General features: G+C 65.7%; 12 protein-coding genes. 9 read left to right on the top strand and 3 right to left on the bottom strand.

Annotated elements, in window-relative coordinates:
• The first annotated feature begins 75 nt into the window (after nucleotides 1-75).
• The 9 genes from E1748_RS08385 (at nucleotide 76) to E1748_RS08425 (ending at nucleotide 13,628) form a co-directional block, all read left to right on the top strand.
• Nucleotides 76-1,335, top strand: coding sequence for a DUF3142 domain-containing protein (locus E1748_RS08385; RefSeq protein WP_240766410.1), 1,260 nt, complete (start codon nucleotides 76-78; stop codon nucleotides 1,333-1,335).
• Nucleotides 1,322-4,207, top strand: coding sequence for a hypothetical protein (locus E1748_RS08390; protein ID WP_133646627.1), 2,886 nt, complete (start codon nucleotides 1,322-1,324; stop codon nucleotides 4,205-4,207). Before E1748_RS08385 ends, E1748_RS08390 begins: the two co-directional genes overlap by 14 nt.
• A gap of 377 nt (nucleotides 4,208-4,584) precedes the next feature.
• Nucleotides 4,585-6,213, top strand: a complete 1,629-nt coding sequence (locus E1748_RS08395) for a methyl-accepting chemotaxis protein (protein WP_420819293.1) — start codon at nucleotides 4,585-4,587, stop codon at nucleotides 6,211-6,213.
• Between the two features lie 30 nt (nucleotides 6,214-6,243).
• On the top strand, nucleotides 6,244-6,744 hold the full coding sequence (locus E1748_RS08400; RefSeq protein WP_133646629.1) for a chemotaxis protein CheW: 501 nt from the start codon (nucleotides 6,244-6,246) through the stop codon (nucleotides 6,742-6,744).
• A complete protein-coding gene (locus tag E1748_RS08405; protein ID WP_420819294.1) occupies nucleotides 6,744-8,291 on the top strand; it encodes a CheR family methyltransferase in 1,548 nt (515 codons plus the stop codon). The genes E1748_RS08400 and E1748_RS08405 overlap by 1 nt, the downstream gene beginning before the upstream one ends.
• A 7-nt stretch (nucleotides 8,292-8,298) precedes the next feature.
• Nucleotides 8,299-9,060 (top strand): chemotaxis protein CheW, encoded by a 762-nt coding sequence (locus tag E1748_RS08410; protein WP_133646631.1) that lies wholly within the window; start codon nucleotides 8,299-8,301, stop codon nucleotides 9,058-9,060.
• Nucleotides 9,057-11,447: a hybrid sensor histidine kinase/response regulator gene (locus tag E1748_RS08415; protein WP_133646632.1), complete on the top strand. Its 2,391-nt coding sequence runs from the start codon at nucleotides 9,057-9,059 to the stop codon at nucleotides 11,445-11,447. The genes E1748_RS08410 and E1748_RS08415 overlap by 4 nt, the downstream gene beginning before the upstream one ends.
• A complete protein-coding gene (cheB, locus tag E1748_RS08420) occupies nucleotides 11,444-12,463 on the top strand; it encodes a chemotaxis response regulator protein-glutamate methylesterase (protein ID WP_133646633.1) in 1,020 nt (339 codons plus the stop codon). Before E1748_RS08415 ends, cheB begins: the two co-directional genes overlap by 4 nt.
• A 37-nt stretch (nucleotides 12,464-12,500) precedes the next feature.
• Nucleotides 12,501-13,628 (top strand): diguanylate cyclase, encoded by a 1,128-nt coding sequence (locus E1748_RS08425; RefSeq protein WP_133646634.1) that lies wholly within the window; start codon nucleotides 12,501-12,503, stop codon nucleotides 13,626-13,628.
• Nucleotides 13,629-13,667: 39 nt separating this feature from the next.
• Here the strand turns inward: E1748_RS08425 and E1748_RS08430 are convergent, their stop codons facing one another.
• From E1748_RS08430 to E1748_RS08440, 3 genes are read right to left on the bottom strand one after another with little or no spacing between them, the layout of a single operon-like run.
• Nucleotides 13,668-13,955 carry a PAAR domain-containing protein gene (locus E1748_RS08430; protein WP_133646635.1) on the bottom strand — a complete coding sequence of 96 codons (288 nt, stop codon included), beginning with the start codon at nucleotides 13,953-13,955 and terminating at the stop codon, nucleotides 13,668-13,670.
• Nucleotides 13,956-13,971: 16 nt separating this feature from the next.
• Nucleotides 13,972-14,886: a hypothetical protein gene (locus E1748_RS08435; protein WP_133646636.1), complete on the bottom strand. Its 915-nt coding sequence runs from the start codon at nucleotides 14,884-14,886 to the stop codon at nucleotides 13,972-13,974.
• Nucleotides 14,883-16,046, bottom strand: a complete 1,164-nt coding sequence (locus E1748_RS08440) for a DUF2515 family protein (protein WP_133646637.1) — start codon at nucleotides 16,044-16,046, stop codon at nucleotides 14,883-14,885. Before E1748_RS08440 ends, E1748_RS08435 begins: the two co-directional genes overlap by 4 nt.
• Nucleotides 16,047-16,053: the final 7 nt, after the last annotated feature.

Below are 16,053 nucleotides of genomic sequence, written 5' to 3' on the forward strand. Positions count from 1 at the left end.
AGGGAGCGGAATGTTCGCCAGCGCCATGCGCGACGTCGTAGCCAGCATCGTTTCCGTTCAGCGGGAGGGCGTGGAATGTCGGCCATCGCCGTGCACGACGTCGTAGCCCGTACCGCTTTCGTCGTGCGGGGTATGCGGCGTCGGGGCTTCTGGTTTGTCGTCGCATGTGCGTTGCTGGCGCTCACCGGTTGCGGCAAACCGGTGCAGCCGCTGCCGAATGACGCATACGTGTGGCAGCGCGTGTGGACCGACGGCGTCGTCGCGGCGATGCGCGAAAGCAGCGGGCTTGTCGGTACGTGGCATGTGCTGGCCGCGGAACTCGATGCACGCGCCCATTGGAACGACGTGACGCCCGACTGGAACGCGCTCGTGTCTGCGCATACGCAGGTGGTGGCAGTGGTGCGGATCGACGGCACGCTCGATCGTCTTGACGACGCAGCTTCGATCACTCATATCGCGGTGGTACTCGATGCGTGGAAGCGTCGCGGCGTGAATGTCGCGGGCGTCGAGATCGATCACGACTGCGCGACCGCCCGGCTCGCCGGTTATCAACGCTTTCTCGCGACGCTGCGCACGCGGCTCGATCCGTCCATCAAGCTGTCGATCACCGCGCTGCCGACCTGGCTCGACAGTCCCGCTGCGCTCGACGGCGTGCTCGCGCAAACAGACGAAGCGGTGCTACAGGTGCATGCGGTGATGAATCCGGTGCAGGGTCTGTTCGACGACACGCGTGCGCTCGCGTGGATGCACGCGTTCGCGGGGCACAGTCGTCATCCGTGGCGTGTCGCGTTGCCGACGTACGGCACGCGCGTAACGTGGAGCCGCGACGGTCGCGTGACCGGTATCGAAAGCGAGCGGCCGACTTTAGCGTCCGGCGATCTCGCGCACGAACTCGTCGCGCAGCCCGGAGAGATTTCCGCGTTTGCCGCGCGCATCGCGAAGGAGCGGCCCGACGGGCTCGCGGGCATCGTGTGGTTCCGCCTGCCCACCGACGATGACACGCGCGCATGGAGCCTCGCGACGTGGCGCGCGGTGCTCGCGCACGCGCCGCTGCAACCCGAGTTGACGGTCCGCGCGAATGAAGCAGCCGGTTCGGCGGCCCGCGATCTCGTGCTCGTGAACGCGGGCAACGCGGATGCGCCGCTGCCGGCACGCATCCGCGTCGATGCAGGCTGCGCTGCCGCCGACGGTATCAACGGCTACGTGATCGATCGCGATAGCCGAAGTCTGTTTCTCCGACGCGCGCAGGATGGGCTGCTGCGCGCGGGTCGCCAGCGCACGGTCGGCTGGATTCGCTGCAACCAGGGAACGCCTGCTCTTCATGTCGAACCATAAGAAACCCGTCGCTCTCGCGATTGCGGCCGCCATCGCTACTGTGGCGATTGTCGTGATGGCGTGCGGTCCGGAATTCCCGCTGCAACTGCTCGACGATCGCGCGGGCACGTTGAAGAGCACGCCGTCGAACACGTTCGCCTACGAAGCGGCGCATCTCGTGAAGCCCGCCGACAGTTTGAAGGCGTACGAGGCGACGCCGGCCGCGCTGACTTCTGCAGTCCCCGATCACTCGTCGGATCTGCCAGGCAACGGGACGCTGAACGCGGCCCAGCTCGCGACGGTCAGCGCGATGCGTGATCTCGGCGACGGCGACGCGGCGTACGCGCGCGGCGAGGGTTTGCCGGAGTCGGTGCGGTTGTACTTCGCTGGCGTCGTCGATGAGGTGCACGCGGAAGCGCCGTTGCCGGATTGCGATGCGAAAGCGGCGGGAGCAGCGAGCGGGGCTAAAGTCGCTGGCGCGGTGAACGCAGCGAGTGCAGCGAATGCGGCGAGCTCAACCGATGCAGCGAGCGAGGCCAGCGTCGCAAGTGCCAGCGTTGCGACAGGTGTCGCCAATGTCGCAAGCACAGCAAGCTCGACCAGCACGGCAAGCACGCCAAACAGCACGACAACCCCGGCAACAGCAACCCGCGCAGCCGATACATCCAGCAATGCCAGCGCGACTCACGCAACCAACGCAGCAACGACTACCGCCAACGCGGCCAGTCCCCTCGCCAAACCCACCGCCACCACAAAAGCCGCCTGCCGCGCGGACCGCAAACACGCGCAGGCCATCGCCGCCGTAGACAAACAAAACGCCCAGCGGCGCTTCCAGGCCGCGCTCGATGTACCCGCCGCGACCGCCGGCCCGGGCGCAGTGTGGGTCGCGTACGCGCTCGGCGAGATGCATAAGCGCGCGTCGTCCGAAGCCGGCTACGACTTCGCCGACGAGACCCGCGCGGCGCAACGCGCGTTCGCGGTCGCACGCGAACGGGCTCGCGCGGGCGCAGCGGACCCGTCGGGACTGGCCGTCTTCAGCTACGGCGAAGAGGCGCTGCTGTTCCTCCGGTCATCCTCCAAAGGGCAGTGCGACGACACCGACCTGACCGGCCGCACCGCGTGCGTCGACGCGATCGATCCGGCCGACATGAATCGCGCGGTCGGGCTGTATGCGGAGCAGGCGGCGCGCGGCTCGGCCATCGGGTTCCAGTCGCTGGTGCTGATCGCATCGTGGGCGCTGAGCAGTCCCGCGCGTGCGACGCGTCTGATCGGCAATCCTTTGACGCAGCGCCTGCTCGTCGCGTACGGGCTCGCGCGTGTCGGCGACGTGGTCAACGACGATCCCTCAAGCACGACCGACTACTACGCGATGCTCGACGTCACCGGTCATCTGGGCTATGCGGACGTCGCGCGTGGCACGCCGCATGTGAAGCCGAATCCGGTGCTGGAAACGCTCGTCGATGCGATCCGTCAGCAGGGCATCGCGCAGCCGGCCGGCGCGGACCGGCTGGCTGCGCTCGCGTATCGGACCGGACGCTACGATCTCGCGCGCACGCTGATCGCACACGACAACAGTGCGCTTTCCAGCTGGGTGCGCGCGAAGCTCGCGTTGCGCGACGGCGACGTGGCCAGCGCGGCGCGTGCGTATGCGGAGGCATCGAAGGCATTTCCGGTGATCGACGGAAGTCTCGACGCCGGCAGCGTTGCGCTTGTGAAGGGCGAGCAGGGCGTGCTCGCGCTGTCGCGCGGCCAGTACCTGGTAGCGCTCGACCAGCTGTACGCGGCGACGCAGCGCGCGCGTGCCGGCGTGGTCACTGACGATCCCTATGCCGGCACGGATGGCGGCAGCGTCGGCTATCAGCAGGACATGGCGTACATCGCCGAGCGCGTGCTGACCACCGACGAACTGAAAACCTGGGTCGACGCGCACGCGCCGGCCACCGCGACCGTGCCGCTACCGGCCGGCTTCGCGGCGTTCACGCCGGAGCAGTTCTACGCGTGGCGAGCCCAGCACACGCGCACGCTCGCGGACAGCCTGCGCCTGCTGCTTGCGCGACGGCTCGTGCGCGACGGTCGGGTGGACGACGCGCTGCCGTACTTCCCCGCCGACGACGACGCGCGTTTCGTCGACGTCGACTATACCGGCAGCGGCAACGGCTACAAGGTCACCGCATGGAAGGTCCGCGACTGGGCCGCCGCGTACGGCGCGGCGTTGCACGACGCACAGCACGCATGGAGCCGCAACGCGCGGGCGCGCGGCTGGTTCGACGCGGCGACGCTCGCGCGCGAGCACGGCATGGAAATCATGGGCTACGAACAGGACCCGGATTTCGCGACCTTCGATGGCATGTTCCCGCATGGAGTCGGACGCCGGGGCCCGATGGTGGCTGCCTACCTGACGAGTGCGTCGGCGCCGCAACCGCCACGCGATACACCCGCGCAGCGCGCCGCCGCCGATCTGCCCGGACCGTTCGTCACCGACGGCGAACGGCACCGCTACGCATCGAGCGAGGCGAAGCCCAACGAGCGCTTCCACTACCGCGCCATCGCCGCCGACGAAGCGGGTTCCGCCGCCGACCTGCTGCCGCCTCGCTCACAGGCCTTCGCGGCCGTGCTATGCCACGGCGCGAACTTCGCATCCGACGACGCCGACCGCGCAGCCGCGTTGTACCAGCGCTACGTGAAGCAGGGCGCGGCCGTGCCGTTCGCCGCGCATTTCGGCCGCGACTGTCCGGCGCCGGATTTCAGTGCCGCCGCGCGCTTCCCTTATGTGCATGCATGGCGGATCACGCGCTACTGGGTGCATCGCCATCTGTATGTGCCGGTGGCCGTGCTGTTCATCGGCCTGGCGGGCATCGGCGGATGGTTCTACCGGCGTCGCCGGGTGGGTTGAACGGCGGTCGATCGACGGATAGGACGGGCTCGGCGGCCCTGTCGTGGTTTGACAGTGGCTTGACAGCGACTTCACGGCGGCTTCGCCGTAGCCCGGCAGTAATCGGCCGGTAGCCGGCCCGCATTCACCCTCCTGGCATGCGGCCGATTGCGCGCTTTTGCAACGAACTCCGATCGAACCCGTTTCAGAGGTTTTTCCCCGTATGGGGCACCGCCCGCGCGGTGTATCCTCCGCACTGGCGCCCTGTTTAGCGGGTTTTCCGAAACATCCGGTTAGCGGGTGGCGGGCGCTTCGCGTTTTCCCTTCGTCCTGATTTGAGAGTTCTTCGAAACATGGCCAGCACGTCGTCAACTGGAAACAACAAGAATCAGCCCGTCATGTCAGGCGGCCGGCTGTCGATCGGTAACCGCATCATGTTGGGCTTCGGCATGCTGTTCCTGCTGATGCTCGTGATGGCGGCGGTCTCATACGACCGTCTGCACCAGATCGATGACGAGGCCAACAGCATCAGTCGCGACTCGGTGCCCGGACTGTTTCTCGCGACGACGCTGCGTGCGGCGTCGAACGAGAGCTACACGCTGCTCGAACACGCCGCGTTCGTCGAGCGCGACCCGGCGAAGATCAAGGCGGATCTGGACGCGATTCCCGAATCGCTGCGCAAGTTCGACCAGCTGGCGGCCGACTATCAGGCGACCATCTTCGACGACAAGGATCGCGACCGCTTCCGCGCGTTTCGCACCGCGTACGATCGCTACGTGCCGATGCTGAACGACGCGGCCCAGCAGATGCAGACGTCGAAGGACGCCGCGCAGACCGCGTTCTTCCAGCTGACGCCCGCATGGAACGAAGTGATTCGCCTCGCCAACGTGCTGGTGACCGAGAACCGTGCAAGGGCGAAGGAATCGACCGACGTGATCCGCGGCTCGGTGACCGGCGCCGAGATCACGCTCGCCACCGCGCTCGGCATCGTGCTGCTGGTCGCGCTCGGCACCGGCTATACGCTGTACAAGGCGATTACCGTACCGATGGCGCAGCTCGTCAAGGTGCATGACACGATGCGCACCGGCAATCTGACGCAGCGGCTCGATCTGCGTCGCAACGACGAATTCGGGCGGCTCGAGGACGGTTTCAACCGGATGTCCGACGAACTCGCGAGTCTCGTGTCGCAGGCGCAGAAGTCGTCGCTGCAGGTGACGACGTCGGTGGCGGAAATCGCGGCGACGTCGAAGGAACAGCAGGCGACCGCGAGCGAAACCGCCGCGACGACGACCGAGATCGGCGCGACGTCGCGCGAGATCTTCGCGACGTCGCGTGACCTGGTGCGCACGATGAACGAAGTGTCGAGCGTCGCCGAGCAGTCCGCGACGCTCGCAGGCGAAGGCCACACCGGTCTGTCGCGGATGGAAGAGACGATGCGCAGCGTGATGGAAGCAGCGGGCTCGGTCAACGCGAAGCTCGCGATCCTCAACGAGAAGGCGATCAACATCAACCAGGTGGTCGCGACGATCACCAAGGTCGCGGACCAGACCAACCTGCTGTCGCTGAACGCGGCGATCGAAGCCGAGAAGGCCGGCGAGTACGGCCGCGGTTTCGCGGTCGTTGCCACCGAAATCCGCCGGCTCGCGGATCAGACCGCGGTCGCGACGTATGACATCGAGCAGACGGTGAAGGACATCCAGTCGGCGGTATCGGCCGGCGTGATGGGCATGGACAAATTCTCGGAGGAAGTGCGGCGCGGCATGCGCGACGTGCATCAGGTGGGCGGCCAGCTGTCGCAGATCATCAACGAAGTTCAGACGCTCGCGCCGCGTTTCCAGATGGTCAACGAAGGGATGCAGACCCAGGCGAGCGGCGCCGAGCAGATCACGCAGGCGCTGTCGCAGCTGTCGGAGGCTGCGCAGCAGACCGCGGAATCGCTGCGCCAGTCGTCGCAGGCAATCGACGATCTGACGCTGGTCGCGAACCAGCTGCGCACCGGCGTCTCGCGTTTCAAGATCGAGGCCTGACCGTCGGGCCCGATAGCGCAGGCAACAACGATGCTTTTTCTCCAGTTCGAACTCGACGGCGACCGTTACGCGCTCGACGCCACCCGCATCGCGCAGGTGCGCGCGTACGCGCTGGCCCGGCCGATTCCCGGCACGCCCGCATGGATCGCCGGCGTGATCGAGCACGACGGCGAGCCGGTGCCGGTTGTCGACGTCGCGCAGCTCGCGCTCGGCCGGCCTGCGCGTGCGCTGCGCTCGACGCGGCTCGTGCTGGTGCGCTATCGCGTCGGGGACGATCAGGCTGGCGAAGAAGTCACGCGTCTGCTCGGCCTGATCGTCGAACACGCGACGCGCACCTATCGGATCGACCGCGATGCGTTCGCCGATAGCGGCGTCGCGACGCCGCACGCACGGTGGCTCGGTCCGGTGGCAAGCGATGCCGAAGGGCTCGTGCAGTGGGTCGATGTCGCGCAGATGCTCGACGACGATATGAAGGCGCTGCTGTTTCCGGCCACGTCGGCCACACCCTCCGCACTCTCGGACCCTCCGTGATGCGCCGCTCGCCCACCCTCCCACCGATGCTTCCCGTCGATGCCCGCTTCGAAACGTGGCTGTCGACAGAGACGGGTATCGACGCGTCGTCGCTTGGCATCAACACGCTTGCGCGCGTGGTGAACGAGCGGATGCGCGCGACCCAGGGCGACGCACTGCAGGGCGGCGCGCTCGACGTTTACTGGCATCTGCTGCACGGCTCGGTGGACGAGCGCCAGGCGCTCGTCGAGGCACTCGTCGTGCCGGAAACCTGGTTCTTCCGTGACCGCGACGCGTTCGCTGCATTGACGAAGCTCGCGGCGGCGCGCGTTGCCGATGCGCCCGCGCGTGTGCTGCGCGTGCTCAGCGTGCCGTGTTCGAGCGGCGAGGAGCCGTATTCGGCCGCGATGGCGCTGCTCGATGCGGGCTTCGATCCGTCGCGCTTCGTCATCGACGCGATCGACATCAGCGGTCAGGCCATCGAACGGGCGCAGCAGGCGTCGTATGGGCGCAATTCGTTTCGCGGCCACGCACTCGAATTTCGCGCGCGTCACTTCACCGAAACCGCCGACGGCTGGCAGTTGCACGAGCGCGTGCAGCAGGCCGTGCGATTCTCGCGCGGCAATCTGTTCGAGCCGCTGCAACGGACCGACACGCGCTACGACTTCATTTTCTGTCGCAACGTGCTGATCTATTTTCATCGCGATGCGCAGGATCGCGCGATTCATCTGCTCGACGCGCAGCTCGCGGACGGCGGCACGATTTTCGTCGGTCCGGCCGAGACCGGACTGATGATGCGGCACGCGATGACGTCGGCGCGTATTCCGCTTGCGTTTGCGTTTCATCGCACTTCGGCTGATGAAGCGGACGGCGTCGGCGGTATTGCACGCTGGAACGTTGCGGTTCAGGCTCAAGCTTCGGTGCAGACGCAGGCGGTGCGCAGGCCCACTGCCGAATCAGCCGCAGCATTCACCGATTCAACCGATCCCACGATGTCGTCCGCGCTGCGCGACGCGTATGCGTCTGCCGCATCGGCAGCGGCTGTGCTGGCGGGCAAACCGGCAGCGCTGTCGGTGGCGCCGGCGCTGTCCGTCGCGCCGGTTGCCGCTGCGGTATCCTCGGCGGGACGGCCCGCGCTGCCGTTCGCGGCTGCGCATCCGGCGCCGGTGGTGTCGTCCGCAGTTGAAGTGCTCGCGTCGGAACCGGCTGGTCCTGCGGGTGCAAATCAATCCGCCGGACTCGCGGACGCGCAGCGTCTCGCCGATGCCGGACGTTTCGACGACGCGCTGCGTATCGTCAGCGATTTCGCGCGTGGCCACGAGCCGGATGCGGAAGCGTTCTATCTGCTCGGCCTGATTGCCGACGCACGCGGCCGCGCCGACGAAGCCGCCGATTTCTATCGCAAGGCGCTGTATCTCGCGCCGGCCCATTACGAGACCTTGATGCATCTGGCGGCGCTGCTCGACGTGAGCGGCGACGTTGCCGGCGCGCAGCAGATGACGCTGCGTGCGCAGCGCGCGATCGCGCGTCAGTCCACGGCCGGTGCCGGCCGCGTGAAGTCTTCATGAGGAGCGCATGACGTCCGTCGCTGCTGACCACACGAGTGCGACCGTACTCGTCGACGATTGCTGGAACCGCATCGGCTCGCGGGGAGACAACTCGTGCCCGCGCCTGCCGCAGCACGCGCGTTGTCTGAACTGCCCGGTGTTCGAGCGCAACGCATCGCTGCTGCTCGACCGGCCGGTCAGCGACGACGGCGCGCTGCTCGACGAGCCGGGCATGCCCGACCTCGCGCGCACCGCCGCAGGTGCCGCGTATGCGGCGGCGCGCGAACGCGCGCGTGCGTCGACCGATAGCCCGCTCTCCGATGAAGACCGCGCGACCATCCAGTCCGCGCTCGTGTTCCGTATCGCCGACGAATGGCTCGCGCTGCCGTCGGCAGCGCTGCGGCAGGTCGAGGAGCCGCGGCCGGTCCATTCGCTGCCGCATCGGCGCAATCGCGTGGTGCTCGGTCTGGTGAACATTCGCGGCACGCTGACGGTCGCCGCGTCGCTCGGCGAATTGCTGAATCTCGATCACAGCGCGACGCGTCACGCGGGCCGCAACGCATATGCGCGGATGCTGGTCGCCGCGCACCGCAACGAGCCCGCCGTATTCCCGGTCGATGAAGTGGAAGGCGTGGTGCGGTTCGCTGCGTCCGCGCTGATGCCGGTGCCGCCGACGCTCGCGCAGACCACCGCGCTGCACGCGCGCGGCGTACTCGCGTGGCGCGGCACGACGATCGGTCTGCTCGACACCGCGCGTGTGTTCGACTCGCTTGCCCGGAGCCTCCGATGAGCCTCGCCGACGATCCGGCCCGCCTGTCGCTGCTCGAACTGTTTCGCGAGGAAGCGCGCGCGCAGACGCGCGTGTTGTCCGATGGTCTGCTGCTGCTCGAACACACGCCCGCCGATGCGGCCGCGCTCGAAGCCTGCATGCGTGCCGCGCATTCGTTGAAGGGCGCGGCGCGCATCGTCGACGTGCCTGACGGCGTCGACGTCGCACACGCGATGGAGGAGTGTTTCGTCGCCGCGCAGCACGGCGAACTGCTGCTCACCGCGCAGCATATCGACGAGCTGTTGCGCGGCGCCGACCTGCTGCTGCGCATCGGCGAGGCGAATCCGGCGGCGCCTGTCGCGCGCGACGAGGTCGACGCGTGGACCGGCGGACTTTCCACGCTCACGGGCGCGCGGGTTCTGCCCGCAGCCGGCGCCGGCAATCTGTTCGCGGAAGCGTCCGATGCCGACGACGACGCGACGCTGCGCACCGCGATCGCATTGCTGAACGCCCAGGCCGACGCGCTGCCCGCAGAGACGCACAGCGAATCGTTGCCCGCCGCTGAACCCGCATTGCTCCCGCAAACCACGCTTGCCGCGCAGGACATCGCACCGATTGAACGAACCGAACGCCCGGCGCCGTTTCGCGTCGACGCGCCGCGCGATCCCGACCGGATGCTGCGCGTGCGCGCCGACAATCTCGACCGGCTGCTGAGTCTGTCGGGCGAATCGCTGGTCGAGGCGCGCTGGTTGAAACCGTTCGCCGAATCGATGCTGCGCGTGAAGCGCACGCAACGCGACGCGTCGCGCGCGCTCGACACGTTCTACGAAAATCTCGCCGACACGCTCGACGCCGATGCGCTCGCCGCATTGAACGGCGTGCGCGAAACGCTCGGCAACATGCAGCAGTTGCTCGGCGCGCGGATCGACGAGCTGGACCGCTTCGACCGGCGCAGCGCGCACCTCGCGCAGCAGCTGTACGACGAAGCGCTGCTGTGCCGGATGCGGCCGTTCGGCGACGCGGCGCGTGCCTATCCGCGGATCGTGCGCGATCTCGCGCGCTCGCTCGACAAGCGCGTGCATTTTTCGGTGGTCGGCGAATCGACGCAGGTGGACCGCGACATTCTCGACATGCTCGATGCACCGCTCGGTCATCTGCTGCGCAATGCGCTCGATCACGGCGTCGAGTCGCCGGAGCAGCGCGTTGCGCGCGGCAAATCCGCCGAAGCGACCGTGACGCTCGAGGCCCGGCACAGCGCGGGCAAGCTGCTGATCTCCGTCAGCGACGACGGCGCGGGCATCGATCTCGACGGCGTGCGCGCGGCGGTCGTGCGCCGCCGCCTCGCCGACGAAGAGACGGCCGCGCGCCTCACCGATCACGAGCTGCTCGAATTCCTTTTGCTGCCGGGCTTCTCGATGCGCGATCGCGTGACCGACGTGTCGGGTCGCGGCGTCGGGCTCGATGCCGTGCACGAGATGGTCAAGGCGGTGCGCGGCACGGTGCGCATCCACAATGAGCCGGGGCAGGGCGTGCGCTTCGTGCTGCAACTGCCGCTGACGCTGTCGGTGATCCGCAGCCTGCTCGTTGAAGTGGGCGGCGAAGCGTATGCGTTCCCGCTCGCGCACGTGCGGCGCACGCTCGAACTCGCGCGCGACCAGATCGACATGCTCGAAGGGCAGCAGCATTTCGGTTTCGAAGGACGGCCGATCGGGCTCGTCACCGCGCATCAGCTGCTCGGCACGCCGGTGCCGGAAGACAGCCGCAGCGGTGTCGCGGTGGTCGTGATCGGCGACGAGCGCGACCTGTGCGGGATCGCGGTCGACCGGTTTCTCGGCGAGCGGATGCTGGTCGTGCAGCCGCTCGACAGCCGGCTCGGCAAGGTCAAGGACATCGCTGCCGGCGCGCTGATGGAGAACGGCGAGGCGGTGCTGATCGTCGACGTCGACGATCTGCTGCGCTCGGTGGACAAGCTCGTGCGCGGCGGCCAGCTCGACAAGGTGCGGCGCGCGCAGGGCGTGACCGTCGAGGCGCGCCGGCACGTGCTGGTGGTCGACGATTCGCTGACCGTGCGCGAACTCGAACGCAAGCTGCTGGAAAAACGCGGCTACGCGGTGACCGTCGCCGTGGACGGCATGGACGGCTGGAACGCGCTGCGCAACGGATCGTTCGATCTGGTCGTGACTGACATCGACATGCCGCGCGTCGACGGCATCGAACTCGTCACGTTGATCCGGCGCGACGCCGTACTGAAATCGATACCCGTGATGATCGTTTCGTATAAGGACCGTGAGGAAGATCGTCGCCGCGGGCTCGACGCCGGCGCGGACTACTATCTCGCGAAGGGGAGTTTTCACGACGAGGCGCTGCTCGACGCGGTGCGCGATCTGATCGGGGAGGCCCGTTCATGAACATCGGGATCGTCAACGATATGCCGCTCGCGGTCGAGGCGATGCGTCGCGCGATCGCGCTGCGGCCCGAGCATCGCGTGCTGTGGGTGGCGACCGACGGCGCGCGCGCGGTCGATTTCTGCGCCGCGCAGCCGCCCGACGTCGTGCTGATGGATCTCGTGATGCCGATGTTCGACGGCGTCGAGGCGACCCGCCGCATCATGGCGTCGAACACGCCGTGCGCGATCCTGATCGTGACGAGCAGCGTCGGCGCGAACGCGTGGCGGGTGTACGAGGCGATGGGGGCCGGCGCGCTCGACGCGGTGGATACCCCGACGCTTGCCGACGATACGCTCGCCGATGCGTCGCAACCGCTGCTCGCGAAAATCGACCAGATCGGCCAGTTGCTGGAACGCCCGAGCGCCCGCCGCACGACCACGCGGCACGGCCATACAGCGGACGCGGCCAATGCATCGACGCTGGTGGCGATCGGCGCATCGGCGGGCGGGCCGACCGCGCTGACTGCGGTCCTCGGCCGCCTGCCGGCGACTTTCGGCGGCGGCATCGTGATCGTGCAGCATGTCGACAAGGCGTTCGCCGACGGCATGGCGCAATGGCTCGACGGCCAGACGCCGCTGAAAGTTCGCGTTGCGCTAAGCGGCGACCGGCCACGGCGCGGCGAAGTGCTGCTTGCCGCGACCAACGATCATCTACGGCTGACGGCGGGCGGCACGCTCGAGTACACGCGCGAGCCGGCCGATACGCCGTACCGGCCGTCGGTGGACGTGTTCTTTCATAGCGTCGTGCAGCACTGGCGGACCGATGCGATCGGCGTGCTGCTGACCGGCATGGGCCGCGACGGCGCGATCGGACKGAAGGCGATGCGCGCGAAGGGCTATCACACGATCGCGCASGACGAAGCGACGAGCGCCGTGTTCGGCATGCCGAAAGCGGCGGCCGCGGTCGGCGCCGCGAAGTCGATCCTGCCGTTGCCGCAGATTGCGGACGAACTGCTGTCGCGAGTCAAAAAAACATAACGAAAATTGAATCAGAGAGAGTCGTGAGGGTTTGAACATGGACAATGAACGCAGCGGAGCGCCCGACAGGGGCGCGCGCATCGTGCCGGAGGGTGCCCAAAAGGGCGCCGCAGCGGAGGGCGCCTATCCGGCGCTCGACGCCGCGCACGTTGCCCTGCACACACTGCCGGCCACCGACGTGCCGGTGATGGTTTTGCTCGTCGACGATCAGGCAATCGTCGCCGAGGCGGTGCGGCGCGCGCTCGCCGATGAAGACGGCATCGACTTCCACTACTGCGCGCGCTCGGACGAAGCGATGCACGTAGCAGTGCAGACACGGCCGACCGTGATCCTGCAGGACCTCGTGATGCCGGGCACCGATGGGCTCACGCTCGTCAAGGCGTACCGCTCGAATCCGGCGCTGCGCGATGTGCCGATCATCGTGCTGTCGACGAAAGAGGAGCCGGTGATCAAGAGCGCCGCGTTCGCGACCGGCGCGAACGACTACCTCGTGAAGCTGCCGGACCGCATCGAGCTGGTCGCGCGGATCCGCTATCACTCGCGCTCGTACGTGAACCTGCTGCAACGCGACGAGGCGTATCGCGCGCTGCGGCAGTCGCAGCAGCAACTGCTCGAGGCGAACCTGGAGCTGCGGCGCCTCACGCATTCGGATGGTCTGACGGGGTTGTCGAACCGCCGTTATCTCGACGAATACCTGAGCGCCGAGTGGCGCCGCGCGACGCGCGACCAGGCCGAACTGTCGCTGCTGATGATCGATGTCGATAACTTCAAGCTGTACAACGATACGTACGGCCATGTTGCCGGTGATGAAGTGCTCAAGCGGATTGCGTCGACGGTGGAAGGGTGCCTCGGGCGTGCCGGCGATCTGGCTGCGCGCTTTGGCGGCGAAGAATTTGCGGTGGTGCTGCCGGGGACGTCGATGGGCGGCGTGCGGCTGCTCGCGGAAAAGATCCGCGCGGGGATCGAAGGGCTGCAGCTGCCGCATCGTCATGCGGCGAGTGGGGCGTATGTGACGATCAGTATCGGTGGGGCGACGGTGGTGCCGGAGATCGATTCGGCGATGACTTCCTTGATTGAAGCTGCTGATGTTGCGCTTTATCAGGCGAAGCGGGATGGGAAGAATCGGGTGGTGGTGAATGCGGATCCGCATGCGGTTAGGGATTGAGGGGGAGGGATGATTCTTTCGGACCTGACTATCGTTGGGTCATTTGTTGTCCGGTGCATGGCGCGCGATTAGCGTTGCACCACATGTGGTTTTATTCCCCTCGACCGCCATGAGCTGATCGAAATCCTCACAGCCCGCCAGGCCTTCAGCGATTTCAAAGATGTGCGGTGCGCATAGTGGGCACGTGACCCGATCGCCCTTGCGGGCAATGGGAATTTTCGCGGCGCTCCAGGTGGATGAAGGGCTGCCGGAAGTCACCTTGCCGCCGTGGCTCGTAGCGTCACCGACCACGATCTGTTTCCTGCCGTGTATGTCTGCGCGTTCCATTATCACGGATTCCAGATCAATTGCCGGATGTACTGGGCGAGGATGCCAACGCTCTGATCGATGGGTCCTGGTACGTCGTGTCGATCGAATAGCCCTGGGTTTTCAGTTCGGCTTCGGCCTTCATTCTCGTGACGTGATACCTTTTCAACTCGGCTGGAAGCAGTGCTTTCCAGTTTCGCATCTGATCCTCGTGACCGCCGAAAAAGCCGACGCAATAGAAGGCATACTCATTCTTGATGTCGACGCTGACCAGATAGGTTCTCTTCCCGACAAAGCCGCCCATGTTGCTTTCCTGGACGAATATTTCGACGTATACGCCATCGGCATAGAAGATCCACTCCGGAAAACCGGAAGCCGACGTTTCCCATTCGTCGATAGTCGGGGTATAGGTCGAGTCGAGTGAATAGTCGCCAGCGGCGCTGCCGGTTGTGCCGTACTGCCATGCCTGTCTGCCGTCAAGCCGGGGCCGGTCGACATCTATGTAGCGCTTCCAACCCGCTGCACGTAGCGTGCTGAGAAACTGCATGATCCGATTCCTCGCGGTCTCAGGAGTGTCGGCCTGCTGTCCGGTTGGACTGAAAGTAATGTCCCATTCGAAGATCCCCCCCGATACATCCACATCCTCGGTACCGATAGCCGAGAGCGCGTTGTCGACCTTAAAGCTGTGCGCTCCATGCGCAAACTCAACAGTCCCGTGGCTGTCCGACGGGAACTCCTTTTGATAGAAATTCATTCCGGCAGGGTGCCTGTCTACGGACGCCCCAACTCCGCCGAGGTGAGAAAGTGAAGGATTGCCGAGGCGAAGGATGGCAGTTGAATCGATCATATGAGTTGATATGGATGAAAATGAATGCGCGGTTTGAAGCCAGGTAGCCAGACCCGCAAATAATGCAGCTGCCGCGAGTAACGCCAGACGTCGAATAGTCTTCATGGTGTATCCGCGAGGTCACCGAAACTTGCGATAGTGGTGAGGTGCGCGTGCATCTCGGCGGTACGGTTTCGCATTAACTTGTCATATTTTCCCGCTGCGTTTGTGATCCAGCGCATGCGTTCCAGATAGTTCTGCAGCACGATGCCGTCAGGTGCGTCCGACCTGTAATCCATGTTGGATGTGTTGTCCTCGGCGCGCAGGACGAGCTGGAGACCTGGTATCGTGGCGTGGGCCAGAATCGAGAGTTCGAAAGCGGTGATTCCGACCGGTCCCATTGCGACTGCCATTACCGGGTTATCGGTTGGCTTCTTGCTGAGTAGAGCACTCTGGAGGTCAAGACCTGCCTGGAAAATTGCGTTGTCGTAAATCAAGCCCTGGAGAACTTCCCCCTGTTCATGTTGCGCGATTAAAAGAAGATGTTGAAATGCGGCTTTTGGACGGCCACGCGAGTCCGCCTTTTCCCAATCAGTAACCTTCGCAAATCCCTGCGCAACCAAAGGCGTGCATTGAAGGTATCCAAGGTGATCGTCTATCACCGCTCCCGTTTTGCCATCACGTTCCATTGGCGTATGTGCGATCACCGTTTCGTAGTCCAACTGGCGGCGAAAGCTCTTCTTCGTGGGCTCCATGAATTTGTCGCTGTGACGTTCTTTAGCGCACGTCGCGAATGTGTCCGCGCCGGCGGCATAGCCATAGAACCATGGCAGGACGTCATTGAAGAGCCACAGGTTTCCTTGACCAAGAAGCTTGTACGTCGTCGTGAATTTCGTGCTTTGAAGAAGTGGCCATTCGAGCGTGACCGCCACCTGCTTGGCTGCGAACGCGCCAAGTCCGAGCCAGTAGAAGCGACCAATCTGGTCTTTCTTTCCAAGGTGAAAGTCCTCCAGATAAACAGCTGCATAGGCGGCTGCAATGCGTCTTGCCCTGACGGCAAAGTTGCTCACAAATTCTGGAGGCGACTTGTCGAGTTGTTTGTTGACGATACGAGGATCACCTTCCCGATAATCAGGCATCGCTTCACAAACAGGCGCGTGCGTCACGATCTGACGCATCACGAATTGTTGTGCAAGAGTCCAGATAGCGTGGCAATCGCATCGCAAATCGACGCGGGTATCGGGCGTCGGATTGGTTGGGCCGGTTACTTCGAGATGGGTAGGCACAAGTCGG

This window comes from Paraburkholderia flava (assembly GCF_004359985.1).
GTDB lineage: Bacteria > Pseudomonadota > Gammaproteobacteria > Burkholderiales > Burkholderiaceae > Paraburkholderia > Paraburkholderia flava.